The following is a 16,804-nucleotide window of genomic DNA, read 5'->3' on the forward strand; positions in this document are numbered from 1 at the left end:
CGCATCCACCCGTCGTCGCGTGGGAAACTGAGTGTCGTGACGGCGACTCGACTGGACGGCAAACTCACTCGCGACGAACTCTTCGTCGACCTGACCGCCCGGGTGTCGGCGCTGCGGGAGCGCGGCATCGTCCCCGGCCTCGGCACCGTCCTGGTCGGCGACGACCCCGGATCGGCCGCCTATGTGCGGGGCAAGCACAACGACTGCGCCAAGGTCGGCATCGCCTCGATCCGGCGTGATCTCCCCGCGGACATCACGCAGGACGAGTTGGATGCCGTCATCGACGACCTCAACGCCGATCCCGCGTGCACCGGCTACATCGTGCAGCTGCCGTTGCCGAAGCACCTCGACGAGAACCGGGCGCTCGAGCGGGTCGACCCCGACAAGGACGCCGACGGACTGCATCCCGTGAACCTCGGCCGTCTGGTGCTCGGCAAGGACTCGACCCTGCCGTGCACCCCGCGGGGCATCGTGCACCTGCTCCGTCGGTACGACGTCCCGCTGAACGGCGCGCACGTGGTGGTGGTGGGCCGCGGCGTGACCGTCGGTCGACCGCTGGGATTGATCCTCACCCGTCGTTCCGAGAACTCCACCGTGACGCTGTGTCACACGGGCACGCGGGACCTGGCCGCCGAGGTGCGCCGCGCGGACGTCGTCGTCGCGGGCGCCGGGGTGGTCGGCCTCATCACGGCCGACATGGTCAAGCCGGGTGCCGCGGTGATCGACGTCGGCGTCTCCCGCACCGACGACGGCCTGCGCGGCGACGTCGCCGCGGGCGTGGAGGACGTCGCCGGGTTCCTCTCGCCCAACCCCGGCGGGGTCGGTCCGCTGACGCGGGCGTTCCTGCTGTCCAACGTGGTCGAGCGCGCCGAGCGCACCGCCGGCGCCGACCGGTCGTGACCGCGCTGCGCCGTCAGCTGCCCGTCCTGATGGTGGCGGCCGTCGTTGTCGCCGCGGTCGTGCTGGTGCTCGCCGACCGCTGGCGCCGCGGCGCCTTCGTCTTCGGGATCGCCGTCCTGGTCGCCGCGGCGCTCCGGCTGCTGCTCACCGAGGATCGGGTGGGCGTCCTGGCGGTGCGCTCACGCACCTTCGACGTCGTCTCGATGGCCCTGGTCGGCGGCGCCGTGGTCTGGCTGGCAGTGTCGATCGACCCGCTCGGGACCGACTGACCGTTCTCGGTCGCGTTCGGTCACCCGTCGGACGACCGCGACACCCGCAGCGCCACCGGGACCAGCACCGCCAGAACGAGGATCGAGACGACGATCGAGTACGCCGTCGGGTGCATCGACGCCCAGTTGACCGGCTCGCGGATGGCCGGTGACGGCGCCACCGGGTTGCCGAACGCCTCGCGGGTGGATCGCGCCGTCGACGTGATCGGATTCCATTGCGCGAACGCGCGCAACGGCCCCGGCAACGTCGACGAGGGAATGAACGCCGACGAGATGAACGTGATGGGGAACAACACGATCATGAGCGCACTCTGCGCACTCTCGGCCGTACCGGCGACGAGGCCCACCACCGCGCCCAGCCAGGAAATCGCGAAGCCGAAGAACATGAGCAGCAGGACGGCCCCCAGCGCGTCCAGCACCGACGAGCGGATGCGCCACCCGACGGCGTAGCCCGCGGCGATCATCACGGCGATCGAGACCACCGAGACGAGAGTGTCGGACAGGGTGCGGCCCAACACGATCGACACCCGGGACATGGGCAGGGAGTGAAACCGGTCGACGATGCCCTCCTTGCTGTCCGTCGCCAGTCCGATGGCGGTGAACGCGGCGCTGAACACCACGGTCTGGGTGAAGATGCCGCCCATGAGGAACTCGCGGTAGGTGGGGCCGCCGAGTGCCCCGCCGAAGACGTAGGAGAACAGCAGCACGAACATCAGCGGCTGCACCGTGGCGCCGAGCAGCAGTTGCGGAACCCGCAGGATGGTCAACAGGTTGCGCTGGGTCATGGTCAGGCAGTCCACGAGGAAGCTGTGGACGTTCTGGGGACGCACCGCCGGGATCGACGGTTCCGGACTCGGTCGGCGTGCGTGCCGGGCGGCGCCGGGTTCGCGGCCGGTCGCACCACCACCACCGCCGTGGGCGGGACGGTGCTCGGTGCGCTCGGGTCGGTAGGTGGTCACGTCGGCTCCCCGGCGCCGACCGCTTCGACGGCCCCCATCGGCTCGGCGGAGCGGCCGGTGGATTCGAAGAAGACGTCGTCGAGGTCCGGCACGTTGATCCGCGCGTCACCGACGTCGATGCCGGTGCGGTGCAGGCGGGAGAGCACGTCCACCATGCTGGCGCTGCCGTGCCGCCCGTCCACGGTGAACCACCCCTCCGCGACCGTGGTGCGGTGGACCCGGAAGTTCATGTTCGGCAACAGATCCGAGGCCAGCCGTAGATCCTCCGGCCGGCGCAGCCGGACGTCCACAGCGGGAGGCCGGACCCGCTCCTTGAGTTCCGTCGGTGTGCCGCGGGCGACGACGACGCCGCGGTCGATCACGGCGATCGCGTCGGCCAACCGGTCCGCCTCCTCGAGGTACTGGGTGGTGAGCAGAACCGCGGTCCCTTCTGCCTTGAGTTCGGCGACGATGTCCCACATGTCGTTGCGGCTACGCGGGTCCAGGCCGGTGGTCGGCTCGTCGAGAATGATCAGCGGCGGCCGGGCGACCAGCGCGCCGGCGAGGTCGAGGCGTCGCCGCATGCCCCCCGAATAGGTGGACACGGCGCGCGAGCCGACGTCGTCGAGCCGGAACCGTTCCAACAGTTGCCGTGCCCGCGCTCGTGCGTCGCGCGCGCCGGCGCCGTACAGGCGGGCGAGCATGCGCAGGTTCTCGTAGCCGGTGAGCTTGTTGTCGACCGCGGCGTACTGACCGGACAGGCCGATCAGCCCCCGCACCCGACGGGGATCGCGCACCGCGTCCACCCCGGCGACCGTGACGGTGCCGGCCGTCGGCCGAACGAGCGTTCCGACGATGCGGACGGTGGTCGTCTTGCCGGCACCGTTGGGTCCGAGCACCGCGGTCACCTCACCGGCCGCGGCAGTGAGGTCGATGCCGTTCAACGCCCGGTGCGATCCGCGCCGCGAGGAGTAGTCCTTCACCAGGCCCCGCACCTCCACCGCGGGGGCGTTCCGCGGGTCGACGGCCGTCATCGAGTGCCGACGGTGGCGGATCGGAACCCGCCGAGCCGACGCGCGACCGCGGCCAGCGCCTCGGCGGACCCCATCGCGTTGTGCGCCGCGTCGACGGGAGTGTCGGTGATGGACCCCGCCACGTGCGGGCGCCACGACCACGCGCCGAGCCCCGTGTCCGGACCCGACGCCGCGGAGAAGACCTGCAGGTCCCCGCCGAACCGGCCCGGGGTATGCGCGTGGCCGAGGTCGACGAACAGTCGGTACCGCTCGTGCAGGCGACGCATCCGATCCGCGTCGAGGTGCGCGGTCGGTCCGCCCACACCGCGGATGAGGGCGATCGCACCCTCGACGTCCAGATCGTCCGGCACGTCGGCGTCGATCGGCACGAAGTCGCGGACCAGCGCGGCCACCGTCATCTCGGCGCGTGGCATGTCGGCGGGAATCGGGTACGCGTCGAGCACGATGAGATCGACGTCCTCGCCGAGCTTCTCGAACTCCACCGCCATCGCGTGCGCGAGCAGGCCGCCGAGCGACCATCCGAGCAACCGATACGGCCCGGCGGGGAACTCGGCCCGCACCACGTTCACGTAGTCGCGGGCGATCTCGCCGAGCGACGCGGGTTCCGGTGCGCGCGTGGCGATACCGCGCGCCTGCAGTCCCATCACCGGGACCGACGGGTCCAGATGGGGGAGCAGTCCCGCGTAGCTCCACGACAGGCCCACCGCCGGGTGGACGCAGACCAGCGGGGCGACGTCGTCCGCCCCGGACCGCAGGGGCAACACCACGTCCCACGACGCCCCGGCCGGGGCCGAGCGTGCGGCGCGCCGCGGCGCACGGTGATGCGAACCCACGGCCGTCGGTGCCGGCGGCGGTGTCACGGCCGCCGACGCCGGCGGCGCAATGGCCTCCGGCTGCCGGGTGTCGATTCCGTCGTCGAGCACGATCGCCTCCTGTAGTCGAGCGGACAGCGATGCCGGTGTCGCGGCATCGAAGAACCATGTGACGTCCACGGCGTCGGGGTTCACCCGGTCGCCGAGACGGTCGCGCATCAGGTCGAGGACCCGAACCGCGGCGAGCGAGTTGCCGCCGAGCGTGAAGAAGTCGCCGTCCGCGGGGACGTCGTCGACCTCGAGCACCTCCGCGAACGCCGAGCGCAGCATCGACTCCAGCGCGGCGCGTTCGTCGGTCGCCTCGGAAAGCGCGGGCACCGCGGGCACCACGGCCGCCACCGGGGCGGCGTCCCGGTCCTCGTCGACGAGGACCACCGACCGCAGGGCCTCGCGGTCCACCTTCCCGTGGGTGGTCAGGGGCAGCCGCTCGTGCAGAACGAACCGACTCGGTACGTGGGTGCGCGGCAGCGTGGCGGTGGCGTGCTCCCGCAGGGCCGCGTCGTCGACGCCGGGAGCACAGACGTGCGCCACCAGCATCGGTCCGTCGGGACCGGGGCTCACCAGCACCGCCGCGCCGAGCACGGCGGGATGGGCGGTGAGCACGGCCTCGACCTCGGCGGGTTCGATGCGCACGCCGCGCACCTTGGTCTGGGCGTCCGACCGCCCGAGGATCTCGAGGACGTCGGGCATCCGTCCGGCGGCACCGTCGGCAGGACGCACCCGCACCAGATCGCCCGTGCGGTAGGCCCGCGTCCCGGGGGGACCGGCGGCGTCGGCGACGAAGCGCGACGCGGTGAGCCCCGGCCGACCCGGGTAGCCGACGGCGAGACCCGCTCCGGCCACGTAGAGCTCGCCGGTCTCACCCGTCGGCACCGCCGCCAGGGTCGGCCCGAGCACACGCACCGCCGTGCCCGCCACCGGTGTCCCGATGTGCGGTGGCCGACCCGGCTGCTGCACACCCATGGTCGCGGCGACCGTGGTCTCGCTCGGCCCATAGGCGTTGACCAGGCGACGGGAGGACGCCCACCGCTCGGCCACGGCGGCGGGCAGGGCCTCACCGCCGGTGCCGACGGTGCGGACGCCGGGAACCGCGTCGGGCTCGAGCAGGGCCAGAGCGGCCGGTGTCAGGAAGACCGTGTTCACCGACTCCCGGTTCACGACAGCAGCCAGGGCCGATCCCGCGAAGGCGTACGGCGGGGCGACGATCGTCGCGGCACCACTGCCGACGGCGAGGAGGAGCTCGAGTACCGCGGCGTCGAATCCGGGGGACGCGACGTGCAGGACGCGCGACCGGTGGTCGGTCTCGAAGGTGCTGCGCAGCGTCGCCGCGAATCGATCGAGGCCACGGTGGGGGACCGCGACCGGCTTCGGGCGCCCGGTGGTGCCCGAGGTGTAGATCAGATAGGCCACGTCGTCCGGACGGGCGGCGCGCGCCGGCTCCGACGGCGGCGGTGGGGTGCCGTCGTGGTCGGTCGGAACACCGGCGGGGTCGAGCGACCACCAGGTGACCGAGTCGGGGAGCGAGACCGCGTCGATCTCGCGCGTGAGGCCGACGACCGGCGCCGCGTCGTCCAGGACGTACTGCAGGCGGTCGCGCGGGTAGGTCGGGTCGACCGGCAGAACCGCGGCCCCGGACAGGGCGACGCCCCAGAACGCGGTGACCGAGGCGGCGGACCGACCCATCGCCACCGCCACCACCGTGCCCGGCCCCGCGCCGGCGGCCCGCAGTCGCGCGGCGAGCGCGTCCGCCGCGGCGAGCAGTTCGGCGTAGGTGCGACGACCGTCGGACGCCGACACCGCCGGTCGGTGCGGCCCGTCGGTGGCCGCGGACACCAGCAGGTCGGCCATCGTCGACCCGCGCGGCACGGGCGCCGCCGCGAGGTCGCCGACCGGGCGATCCGGCGCGCGGGTACCGCGCTCGAGCACGTCGCACACCGCGGCGGCCAGGCGCCGAGCCGTCGCGGGCAGGAACATCTCGCGCGCGAACGTCACCTCGACGTCGGCGCCGCCGTCGCGCCGCGCGGTCACCGTGAACACCAGGTCGAACGCGGAGTGGCGCGGGGCGATCGCGAGGGCCGACACCGTCTGGTCGCCGAACTCGACGTGCACGGGCGGGGTCGGCCGGACGGACAGCACGATCTGCACGACAGGATGGCGCGCGGGATGCCGCGGCGGGTCCAGAGCGGCGACCACCTCGTCGAACGAGGTCTCGGCGTGGTCGAGCGCGCCGAGGTCGGCGTCGCGCACGGCGGCGACCGTCTCCGCGAAGGACGACGCCGGGTCGACCGCGGTGCGCAGCACCACCGTCTCGACGGCCATGCCCACCATGGACTCCAGGCCGGCGGCGTGGCGGCCGGCGTGCGGGGTGCCGAGCACGACGTCGGACGGGCCGGACGGGTCGGACGGGCCGGACACAGCGGCCCGGCCCTCGGCGGCGACGACGGCGGCGAGCGCCGCGTGGATCACCATGAACTCGGTGGCCCGGCTGCGTGCCGCCAGCGCCTGCACCGCGCGGCGTGTCTGCGCCGACAGCGGGACGGTGACGGAATCCGCTCGGCCCGAGGTGCGGTCCGGCCGCGGAAGGTCCGGTGCGACAGCGTGTTCCGGGGCGATGCCGTCGAGTCGGGTGCGCCACCAGTCCAGCGAGGCGGCCGCGCGAGCGGGGTCGAGCGCGGCGCGGCGGGCGAGCAGGTGGTCGATGTACTGGACCGGCGGCGTCGCCCACTGCGGGGACTCGCCCGCCGTGCGCGCGGCGTACGCGACCAGCAGATCGGCCGTCAGCGGACCGACGGATTCGCCGTCCGCCGCGATGTGGTGCACCGCCACGCCCAGCACGTGTCGATCGGCCGCCAGGTGGACGATGCAGGCGCGCACGGGAGCGTCGGTCGCGAGGTCGAATCGGTGGTCGCCCAGCTCGGTCAGTGCGGCGTGGACGTCGGGGTGATCGGTGAGCGGCGCGGACGGATCCGGTCCGGACACCGACGACACGTCGACGGTCCGGACGGGGATCTCGACGGAGTCGAGGACCCGGTGCGTCGGGACGCCCGCGGACGTGGGGTAGACCGTGCGCAGGGACTCGTGGCGCGCCACGACGTCGTTCAACGACGCGACGACGGCGTCGTCGTCGAGCGGCCCGTGCACGGCGAGACCCGACACGATGACGTACGCGGCGGCGGCCGGCGTGCGGTTGGCGAACCACATCGACAGCTGCGACGACGACAGCGGAACGACGGCCGGCCGCTCGGGCGGGTCGAGCACCGGCCGCGGCGTGGTGGCGTCCGCGATACCGGCGACACCGGCGACGTCGTCGAGGGCCGCCAGTCCGGCCACGGTGGGGTTCTCGAAGACCGCACGGACCGGAACGCGAACGCCCGTGCGCTCGGCCAGGGCGGCGGTGAACACGGTGGCCGACAACGACGTTCCCCCGAGGGCGAAGAAGTCGTCGTCCACCCCGACGGACTCGCGACCGAGAACCGCGGCGAGCACGTCGGCGACGACCCGCTCGTCGGGGGTCGAGGGCGCACGGTGCGCGGTGGTGCCGTCGAGGGTGTCGGGCAGGGGGAGGGCGGCGCGGTCGACCTTGCCGACCGGAGTCAGCGGCAGCGTGTCGAGGGGAACGACGGCCGTCGGCACCATGTGCCGGGGCAACCCGGCACGCGCCGCGGCGAGCACACGGGCGACGTCGATGTCGCCCGCGGACCCACCGGGAGCCGGGCGGACGAAGGAGACCAGCACGGTCTCCCCGGCGGGCCCGGGCGCCGTGACGGTGACGGCACCTGCCACGCCGGGGGCGTCGGCGAGGACGGCGTCGATCTCGCCGAGCTCGATGCGCAGACCACGGATCTTGACCTGGAAATCGCTGCGACCGGTGATGCGGACGTCGGGTCGTGCGCCGCCGACGGCGTCGGTGAACCGCCACACGGCCAGGTCACCGGTGCGGTACATCCGGGCGCCGGGCGGCCCGTACGGATCCGCGACGAACCGCGCCGCGGTCAGCGCGGGTCGGTCCTGGTAGCCGCGGGCCAGTTGCACTCCCGAGAGGTGCAGTTCGCCTTCCGTGCCCGGTGGCACCGGTGTCAGGTCGCGGCCCAGCACGGTGGCGCGCACCCCGGACACGGGGAGGCCGATGGAGACCTCCGTGCCCGCGAGATGCGGGGCGTGCGAGCAGATGGTGCTCTCGGTGGGGCCGTAGATGTCGACGATGCGTCGCCCCGGACCCCATTCCGCGAGCAGCTCGGCGCCGAAGTTCTCGCCGCCGATCCCGAGCGTCGAGGGCAGCCGCCGCGGCCCGTCTCCCGCCGACATGGTCGACAGCACCGACGGGGTGAGGAACGCGTGGGTGACCTCGTGCTCGTCGACGACGGCCGCCAGCTCGTCGCCGCCGACGACGCCCGGCGGGACGACCACCAGGGCGCCGCCGGAGCCGAACGCGAGACCGAGCTCGAGCATCGACGCGTCGAAGCTGGGGGAGGCGAACGCGAGCACCCGCGCCGAGGCGTCCGCACGGTAGGCGCGGACCAGCTCACGCGTGATGTTCGCGAACGCTCGCCGGGTGACCTGGACGCCCTTCGGACGACCGGTGGTACCGGAGGTGTAGGTCACGTACGCCGTGCAGTCGAGGGGCACGGGCACCGCGGCGCGGACGGGCGGCACGCCCTCCGGGGACAGCAGACCCTCGGTGGTGGTCCACAGGAACCCGTCGCTGGGAACGTCGGCCGGATCCGAGCACACCGCGTGCAGGGTCTTGCTGTCCCGCACCATGAACGCTCGGCGATCCGCAGGGTAATCCGGGTCGACCGGCACGATGCCGCCGCCCGCGCGAGCGACCGCCAGCACCGCGGCGATGGACTCGGTGGACCGGCGCACCAGACCGATGACGCGGCTGTCCGCCGACACTCCGTTGTCGAGCAGGCGCGCGGCTCCGCGTCGGACCAGGGCGTCCAACTCGGCGTACGTGGTGCGCCGCGTCCCGTCGACGACGGCGACCGCGTCGGGTGTCCGCGCGGCGTGCCGCCGGACCAGCGCGTCGAGCGTCCACTCGATCCCGACGGGCCGCGGCTCGCGATCGAGCGACCGCATCGGCACCGTCGCCGCGATCTCGGCCGGCAGCAGGATCGGAACGCGCGACACCGGGGCGGTCAGGTCCTCGGTCATGGCGTCGAGGACGGCGAGCACACGGTCGAGGATCGCGCGTGCCGTGCTCGCGTCGTACAGGTCGGTGGCGTACGTGAGGTCCAGGCGCAGCGGTGCCCCGGGGGACTCGTCGATCACGAGCTCGAGGTCGTACTTCGCCCGTTCGACCTCGAGCGGGAACTGCTCGAGGACGACGTCGCCCACCGTGGTGCGCAGATCCGGCGTGGTCCGCGTGGTGATCATGACGTCGAACAGCGGATGTCGGCCGGGCTGGCGCGGCGGATCGAGGGCGTCGACCACCGTCTCGAACGGCAGGTCCGCGCGGGTGAGGGCGTCGAGGTCCGTGGCGCGGACCGCGGCCAGGTGCTCGCCGAGCGTGCGATCGCCCGAGGTGGCCGTGCGGAGCACGACCGAGTTGACGAACATGCCGAGAACGCCGTCGAGGTCCGCGTGGCCACGGCCGGCCACCGCCGTGCCGACGGCGACGTCGTCGCCCGCGCCCAGTCCGCGCAGCACCAGTACCAGCGCGGCGTGCACGGCCATGAACCGGGACGTGCCGGTGCGCGAGGTCAGGGACTCGAGCGCCGTCCGGCGTCGGTCCCCGACGGGTGCGGACACCACGGCACCGCGGCCGCTGGGCTCCCGTGGCCGCGACCGGTCCGCACCGAGGCCGGGGGCCGACGGCAGTGCCGCCAACGTCGTCGTCCACCAGCCGAGCAGGTCGGCGGCGCGGGAGTCGGGGTCGTCCGCCGATCCGAGTTCACGACGCTGCCAGGCCGAGGCGTCGGCGTACTGCACGGCGGGCGCCGGCCACGCGGGGGCGGCGCCCGCGAGGCGGGCGAGGTAGGCCGTCGACAGGTCGGCCGCGAGCACCCCGAGGGACCACCCGTCGACGCAGATGTGGTGCAGGACCACGGCCAGGACGTGCCGCGACGGCTCGGACCCGACCCGGACGATGCGAGCGCGCAGCGGCAGGTCCGCCGCGAGGTCGAACGGCGTGGCGGTCGCGGACGCCAGCGCAGCGGCCACCTCGGACGACCGGCCCACCTCGAGGGTCTCGACGTCGAGCAGGTCCGCGACGTCCGCCGCGTCCCTGATCACCTGGACGGGCCCGCTCTCGCCCTCGGCCGGCGCGCGGAAGACCGTGCGCAGCGACTCGTGCCGAACCACCACGTCCCGCAACGCCGCGCTGGCGGCGTCGGCGTCGAACGGTCCGGTGATCTGCAGGGCGAGCGGAACGTGGTACGTCGAGGACGGATGGAACTGCTCGATCCACCACAGCCCGCGCTGCGCGGTCGACGCGGGCGGGGGATCCTCGCGGTCGCCGGGGCGCGGTCCCGGGCGGCGGTCGTCCCCGGTAGCACCGGAGTCGTCGGCCACGCGGCGGGCGAGGCGCTCGACGGTGGCGAGGGTGAAGACGTCCCGGACTCCGACGGCGCGACCCGATCGTTCCGTCAGACGCGCCGCGAGGCGCGTCGCGAGGAGCGAGTTGCCGCCCAGCTCGAAGAAGTGGTCGGTCGCCGCGACGTCGGGCAAATCCAGAATCTCGCCGACCACCTCGGCCACGAGGATCTCGTGCTCGGTCTCGGGTGCCCGCGCCGTGACCTCGTCCCGGACGTGCGGTGCGGGCAGGCGCTTGCGATCGATCTTCCCGTTGACCCCGAGGGGCATCCGCTCGAGCACGGTCACGCGGTTGGGCAGCATGTACGGGGGCAGGATGCGCGCGACGGCGTCGAGGACGTCGTCCGCCTCGGGGAGGCTCGCGCCCGCGGGACTGACGTACGCCTCGAGGGTGCGGCGCGCGCCGGTGCCGTGGACCAGGACCGCGGCGTCGCCGACCCGCGGCGCCGTCCGCAGTGCTTCCTCGACCTCGCCGAGTTCGATGCGGAACCCCCGCACCTTGACCTGGTGGTCCCGTCGACCGAGGTGGACGAGGGTGTCCCGGGCCGTGCGGCGAACCAGGTCGCCGGTGCGGTAGAGCCGGGCGCCGGGCACGATCGGGTCGGCGACGAACCGCTCCGAGGTCAGCGCGCCACGTCCGAGGTATCCGCGCGCGACACCGCCGCCGCCGATGTACAGCTCACCCACGCACCCGGGGGCGACCGGACGCAGGGACGCGTCGAGCACCAGCGCCCGCACGCCGGGGAACGGCGCGCCGAGTTCGACCTCTCGGCCCGCCTGCAACTCCCCGAACGTCACCGCGACCGTCGTCTCGGTGGGGCCGTAGACATTGACCATGCGCCGGCCCGGGCTCCACTCGTCCACCAGCGCGCCTGGAACGGCGTCGCCGCCGACGCCGACGGCGGTGAGGATGCGCTCGTGCGGCAGCGGGACCGTCGCGAGGGCCGACGGCGTCACGAACCCGGCGTCGACGTGGCCGGAATGGAGGACCTCGGCCAATTCGGAGCCGCCGTGGACACCGGGCGGGACCACCACGAGCGTGCCCCCGGAGCCGAAGGCGAGGACCAGCTCGAGCACGGATGCGTCGAACCCGGGGGAGACGAAGTGCATGACTCGGCGGCCGGGCCGCAGGCCGTGCGCGGCGATCGCGGCGCCGGTCATGGCGGCGAGGCCGCGGTGCGTGACGCCGACGCCCTTCGGGGTGCCCGTGCTGCCGGAGGTGTAGACGACGTAGGCCAGGTGATCCGGGCCCGGCCGCACCGCGTCGGACAGGTCGGGGGCCGACGCGGGTGAGGCCGTCGGGGGAGTCACCCAGTGCACGTCGGCGGGCAGGCCGTCGACGAGGTCCGGCAGCGTGATGCCGACGACGGCGCCCGAGTCGGCCACGATGGTGGCGATGCGGTCGGCGGGCAGCGCCGGGTCGACGGGCACGTGCACGCCCCCGCTGCGGGCGACGGCGTGCACCGCGGTGACCGACGTGTGCGAGCGCGGCAGCACCGACACCACGGGGACGTCGGGACCGACGCCGAGGTCCAGCAACGTCCGCGCCAGCGCGTTGGACCGTCGTCGCAGGTCCTGCCGGGTGAGCGAGACGCGTCCGTCGACGACGGCGAGCCCGCGCGGGTCCACGGTGTCGCCCCGCGCGAGCACGTCGGCGAAGGTGGCGAAGGTCGGTGGGACGGCGCGGGGCGCGGTCCAGGCGAGGGCGGCGGATTCTCCCTCCCCGAGCATCGACAGCGCGCGCACCTCGGTGTCGGGGTCACTGGTGCAGAAGTCGACCAGGAACCGCGCGAAGCGCTCGCTGTGGAGCACCAGATCGTCGGCGGTGTACAGCGCCGGGTTGGCCTCGAGGTCGACGCGCAACCGCCCGGTCGCGCGGTTCTCGTGCACGGTCACCGCGATGTCCGCGGTCGGTCCGGAGGTCAGGAGGTCCAGGTCGGCCGGGACGTCACCCAGGACGATGCGCTCGCCGAAGAGCATGAGATTGATCGTGGGTCCGAGCGTCACGCCCGTCAGGCCGAGCAGATCGGCGATCTCGGACGCCGGGAGCAGTTGGTGCCGCAGCGCACCGCTGACGCGCTGTCCGGTGTCGGCGACCACCTCCCCGACCGTGCGACCGCCGCCGATGCCGACCCCGATGGGCACGGCGTTGGCCGTCATGCACGCCGATTCCCGCATCCACGACGTGACGCGGGCGGCCATCGGCAGCGTCACCACGACGTCGCCGGTGTCGGTGGCGCGGGCCAGGAACGCGGCGAACGCGGCGGTCACGACCACCCCGAGGGTGGTGGAGAACCTGCCGACGGCGCCGCGCACCGCGCGATCGGCCGCCGTGCCGAGCAGGGTGTCGCAGCGATGGTTGTACGCCGACGGTGGGGCGGTGCGACCCGCGAGCGACACCGGCTCGCCCAGCGTCGGACCGACACCGGCCCAGTACGCGCGGTCCTTCGCGTACCGCGGCGAGGCCCGGTACGCGCGTTCGGCCTCGACGAAGTCGCGGGGGTGGCGGGCGCGCGACGGTGGCGGCGTCCGCCCCTCGAGCAGCGCGTTGTAGACCTCGGCGGTCCGGGCGGCCGCGACGGTCGCGCCGTAGCCGTCGATGGCGACGTGGTGCCCGCGGGCGTACCAGTAGTGGTGGTCGGGGCCGAGGGTGATGATCGCGGTGTAGCCGAGCGACTCGGAGTACAGGTCCACCGGCCGGGTGAACTCGGTCATCAGCTCCGCCGCGGCCTCCGCGGGATCGGGCTCGTCGCCGACGTCGATGTGGTCGAGGTCCATGTCCATCACCGCGCGGTCCAGCCGCTGACGAACCGCCGGCCGGTGGGTCGCGCCCCGGTCGGCCGAATCGGCCGGATCGTCGGTGACGAGCGTGGTGAGCATCGACCCGGTGTCGACGGTGGCGATGCGCATGGCCCGCTCGAGCAACTCGATGTCGACGGCGCCGCGGATCTCCATGTAGTGCGCGACCGCGAACGTCACGTCGGGGTTGAGCTCCTGCAGCAGCCACATGTCGCGCTGCGCGGTCGTCAGGTCGAAGCTCTGCTCGAACTCCGCCGCGGGCTCGTCGGGCCACTCGCTCGGCGCGCGGTCGACTCCCGGCCCACCCTCCGTCATCGACTTCCCCCCGGCGTTCGCGATCGACGCAGCGCGACGGGCGCACTGCGATTCGCACGCTAACAAACCGAAGGATCGGAAAGGGGGCAAGGAGACGGTCTCGAAGTACGGTCTGTGACGGGTGACAGACCGACGGGCTCACGGCGTGACGATGCCGGGAGTGCGGCGACCGTCGGCGTCAGGAGCGGTCGGACACCGCGTCGCTCGCCAGCGTCATGGTGGCGATCAGCAGCGCGGCGACGGCATCGGGTTCGGTGAGGAATCCGTCGTGCCCGTCGCGTGAGGAGATGATGCGCAGTCCCTCGCAGGTGGGCACCAGATCGGCGATCTCCTGTTGCTGACGCAGCGGGTACAGACGGTCGGAGTCGACGCCGCCCACCACCATCGGAACGCGTACCGACCGCAGCGCCGTGTCGATTCCCCCGCGGCCACGGCCGACGTCGTGCCGGTTCATCGCCTCGGACAGGACGGCGTAGCTGCCGGCGTCGAATCGGCGGACGAGCTTGGCGGCCTGGTGTTCGAGGTAGCTCGCGACGGCGTAACGACCGCCGCCCAGCGCGTCCTCGCCCACCTGCGAGTCGTTCCCGAACCGGGTGTCGAGCTCGTGCTCCGTGCGGTACGTCAGGTGGGCGATGCGGCGCGCGACGGCGAGGCCGGCGTCGGGGGAAGTTCCCGCGGCGAGGTAATCGCCGCCGTGCCAGTTCGGGTCACCGGTGATCGCGGCGATCTGGGTGGTCTGCGTGCCGATCTGGTCGGCCGACGCGCGGGCACCGACGGCGAGGACCAGCGCGGACGCCACGCGGTCCGGGTGGCCCACCACCCATTCGAGGGTGCGCATGCCGCCCATCGAACCGCCGACCACCGCGGCGAAGCGGTCGATCCCCACGGCGTCGGCGAAGAGTCGCTCCGCGGCCACCTGGTCGCGGATGGAGATCGCGGGGAAGCGCGACCCCCAGACCCCGCCGTCGGGATGCGGGGACGACGGCCCGGTGCTGCCCGCACATCCGCCGAGGACGTTGGTGGCGACGACGCACCAGCGGTCCGTGTCGAGGGGTGCCCCGGGGCCGACCATGCCGGTCCACCACCCCGGCGACAGGTGCCCGTCGCCGGCCGGTCCGGTGACGTGGGAGTCGCCGGTGAGGGCGTGTTCGACGAGCACGACGTTGCTGCGATCGGCGTTCGTCTCGCCCCACCGCTGGACGGCGAGGACCACGTCGGGCAGGACCGCCCCGCTCTCGAGGACGACGTCGCCGACGGACACGTGGCCCACCTGCCCGTCCGGCGGCGGGAGTGCCGCCGCCGGACGAGCGGGAGACCGAACATCGAGTGTCAAGAGGCGGCCCGGAAACCCTTCTCCAGATCGGCGAGGATGTCGTCGAGTCCCTCGATGCCCACGGCCAGCCGAACCAGGCCGGGAGTGACACCGGAGGCCAGCTGCTCCTCCGGGGTCAGCTGCGAGTGCGTGGTGGACGCCGGGTGGATGACGAGGGAACGCACGTCGCCGATGTTGGCGACGTGGCTGTGCAGCTCGAGGGCGTCGACGAAGCGCTTGCCCGCGTCGACCCCGCCCGCCAGTTCGAAGGCCACGATGGCCCCCGCGCCGCGCGGGGCGAGCGCCTGTCCCCGCTCGTACCAGGGCGAGGACTCCAGTCCGGCGTAGGCCACCGACGTCACCTCGGGGCGACCCTCGAGGAACTTCGCGACGGCCGTGGCGTTCTGCACGTGGCGCTCGAGACGCAGGCTCAGCGTCTCGATGCCCTGGCCGATGAGGAAGGCGTTGAAGGGCGAGACGGCCGCGCCGAGATCGCGAAGCAACTGCACGCGGGCCTTGAGGGCGTAGGCCGGCGCGCCCAGATCGGCGAAGACGACGCCGTGGTAGCTGGGGTCGGGCGTCGTGAAGTTCGCGAACCGGCCCTGCGTCCAGTCGAACGTGCCGCCGTCGACGATCACGCCGGCGATGGCCGTGCCGTGTCCGCCGAGGTACTTGGTGGCGGAGTGCACCACGATGTCCGCGCCGTGCTTCAGCGGCTGGATCAGGTACGGCGTCGCGACGGTGTTGTCGACGATCAACGGGATGCCGTGCCGGTGCGCGACCTCGGAGACACCGGGGATGTCGAAGATGTCGTTCTTCGGGTTGGAGATGGTCTCGCCGTAGAAGGCCCTGGTCTCCGGCCGGACCTCGCGCTCCCAGGAGGCGGGATCGTCCGGGTCCTCGACGAACGAGACCGTGATCCCGAGCTTCGGCAGCGTGTAGTGGAAGAGGTTGTAGGTGCCGCCGTACAGGCGCGGGCTGGAGACCACGTGGTCACCGGCCTCGGCGATGTTGAGGATCGCGAGCGATTCCGCGGCCTGGCCCGACGAGACGAGCAACGCCGCGACGCCGCCCTCGAGCGAGGCGATGCGCTGCTCCACGACGTCCTGCGTCGGGTTCATGATGCGCGTGTAGATGTTGCCGGGCTCGGCCAGGCCGAACAGCGCGGCGGCGTGGTCGGTGTTCTGGAAGGTGTACGACGTGGTCTGGTAGATCGGCAGTGCGCGCGCGCGGGTGGTGACGTCGGGTACCTGGCCGACGTGGACCTGCTTGGTCTCGAAGCTCCAGTTCAGCGCCGGGTCCTCGACCGGGGCGCCGGTGGCGTCGACGACGTCGGAGGCGGTCGCGTCGGTGTTCTGATCGGTCATGTGTTCTCGTGCTCCTCGTGAAGGGCATGTGGGGTGAATCGGCTCACCTCGGCAGGCGCTGCGTCTGCAGGGGTGAACCGGACACCGTGTGCAGACCGCAGAGGCGAACCGATTTCGTGGGAAACGAAGGGTCGGGGCCTATCGCGGGCTACGACACATGTGAGTACCTCCGAGAAGCCACCGTGTCGCGGTGGCCGGTCGTGGACCGGCGGCGGCCGGTCCTTGTCGGTGGGCCCGAGAACACGGACCCGCGCTTGCCATCGATCGTCGCCGGTCGACGACGATCGAGTAACCCGGTCATCACCCGGGGCACCCCACCGCGGTTGGAGGGTTGCCGGCCAGCTAGCCGGGGCTGACAGCTGGCGCTCATGACCTTGCCCGGAATTCTAGCGGGTACGCCTGCACGGCGACGCGCGCACCCCAGGTGGGTGTCGCGTCGTCGGGTGGGCCATCTCACGGTTGTT

General features: G+C 73.1%; 7 protein-coding genes and 1 riboswitch. Of the genes, 2 read left to right on the forward strand and 5 right to left on the reverse strand.

All coding sequences use genetic code 11. From position 1 onward, the window contains the following. The first annotated feature begins 36 nt into the window (after positions 1 to 36). The gene (locus tag HQ603_RS03290; RefSeq protein ID WP_222682885.1) at positions 37 to 900 is read left to right on the forward strand and encodes a bifunctional methylenetetrahydrofolate dehydrogenase/methenyltetrahydrofolate cyclohydrolase; all 864 of its coding nucleotides are present in this window, start codon (positions 37 to 39) and stop codon (positions 898 to 900) included. Between the two features lie 29 nt (positions 901 to 929). After that, on the forward strand, positions 930 to 1,169 hold the full coding sequence (locus HQ603_RS03295) for a DUF3017 domain-containing protein (protein ID WP_222683250.1): 240 nt from the start codon (positions 930 to 932) through the stop codon (positions 1,167 to 1,169). A 20-nt stretch (positions 1,170 to 1,189) separates the two neighbouring features. Here the strand turns inward: HQ603_RS03295 and HQ603_RS03300 are convergent, their stop codons facing one another. The 5 genes from HQ603_RS03300 to HQ603_RS03320 form a co-directional block, all read right to left on the reverse strand. Then, entirely contained in the window at positions 1,190 to 2,128 is a 939-nt protein-coding gene (locus HQ603_RS03300; protein ID WP_308126339.1) for an ABC transporter permease, read from the reverse strand. Further along, on the reverse strand, positions 2,125 to 3,141 hold the full coding sequence (locus tag HQ603_RS03305; protein WP_222682886.1) for an ATP-binding cassette domain-containing protein: 1,017 nt from the start codon (positions 3,139 to 3,141) through the stop codon (positions 2,125 to 2,127). Before HQ603_RS03305 ends, HQ603_RS03300 begins: the two co-directional genes overlap by 4 nt. Then, positions 3,138 to 13,661 carry a non-ribosomal peptide synthetase gene (locus HQ603_RS03310; protein ID WP_222682887.1) on the reverse strand — a complete coding sequence of 3,508 codons (10,524 nt, stop codon included), beginning with the start codon at positions 13,659 to 13,661 and terminating at the stop codon, positions 3,138 to 3,140. The genes HQ603_RS03305 and HQ603_RS03310 overlap by 4 nt, the downstream gene beginning before the upstream one ends. Before the next feature lie 178 nt (positions 13,662 to 13,839). Next, positions 13,840 to 14,994, reverse strand: coding sequence for a homoserine O-acetyltransferase MetX (metX, locus tag HQ603_RS03315; RefSeq protein WP_261773202.1), 1,155 nt, complete (start codon positions 14,992 to 14,994; stop codon positions 13,840 to 13,842). Further along, a complete protein-coding gene (locus HQ603_RS03320; RefSeq protein ID WP_222682889.1) occupies positions 14,991 to 16,340 on the reverse strand; it encodes a bifunctional o-acetylhomoserine/o-acetylserine sulfhydrylase in 1,350 nt (449 codons plus the stop codon). The genes metX and HQ603_RS03320 overlap by 4 nt, the downstream gene beginning before the upstream one ends. Positions 16,341 to 16,585: 245 nt before the next feature. After that, positions 16,586 to 16,714: riboswitch (SAM riboswitch) on the reverse strand. Positions 16,715 to 16,804 lie beyond the last annotated feature (90 nt).

The organism is Rhodococcoides corynebacterioides (assembly GCF_019834675.1).
Classification (GTDB): Bacteria; Actinomycetota; Actinomycetes; order Mycobacteriales; family Mycobacteriaceae; genus Rhodococcoides; species Rhodococcoides corynebacterioides_A.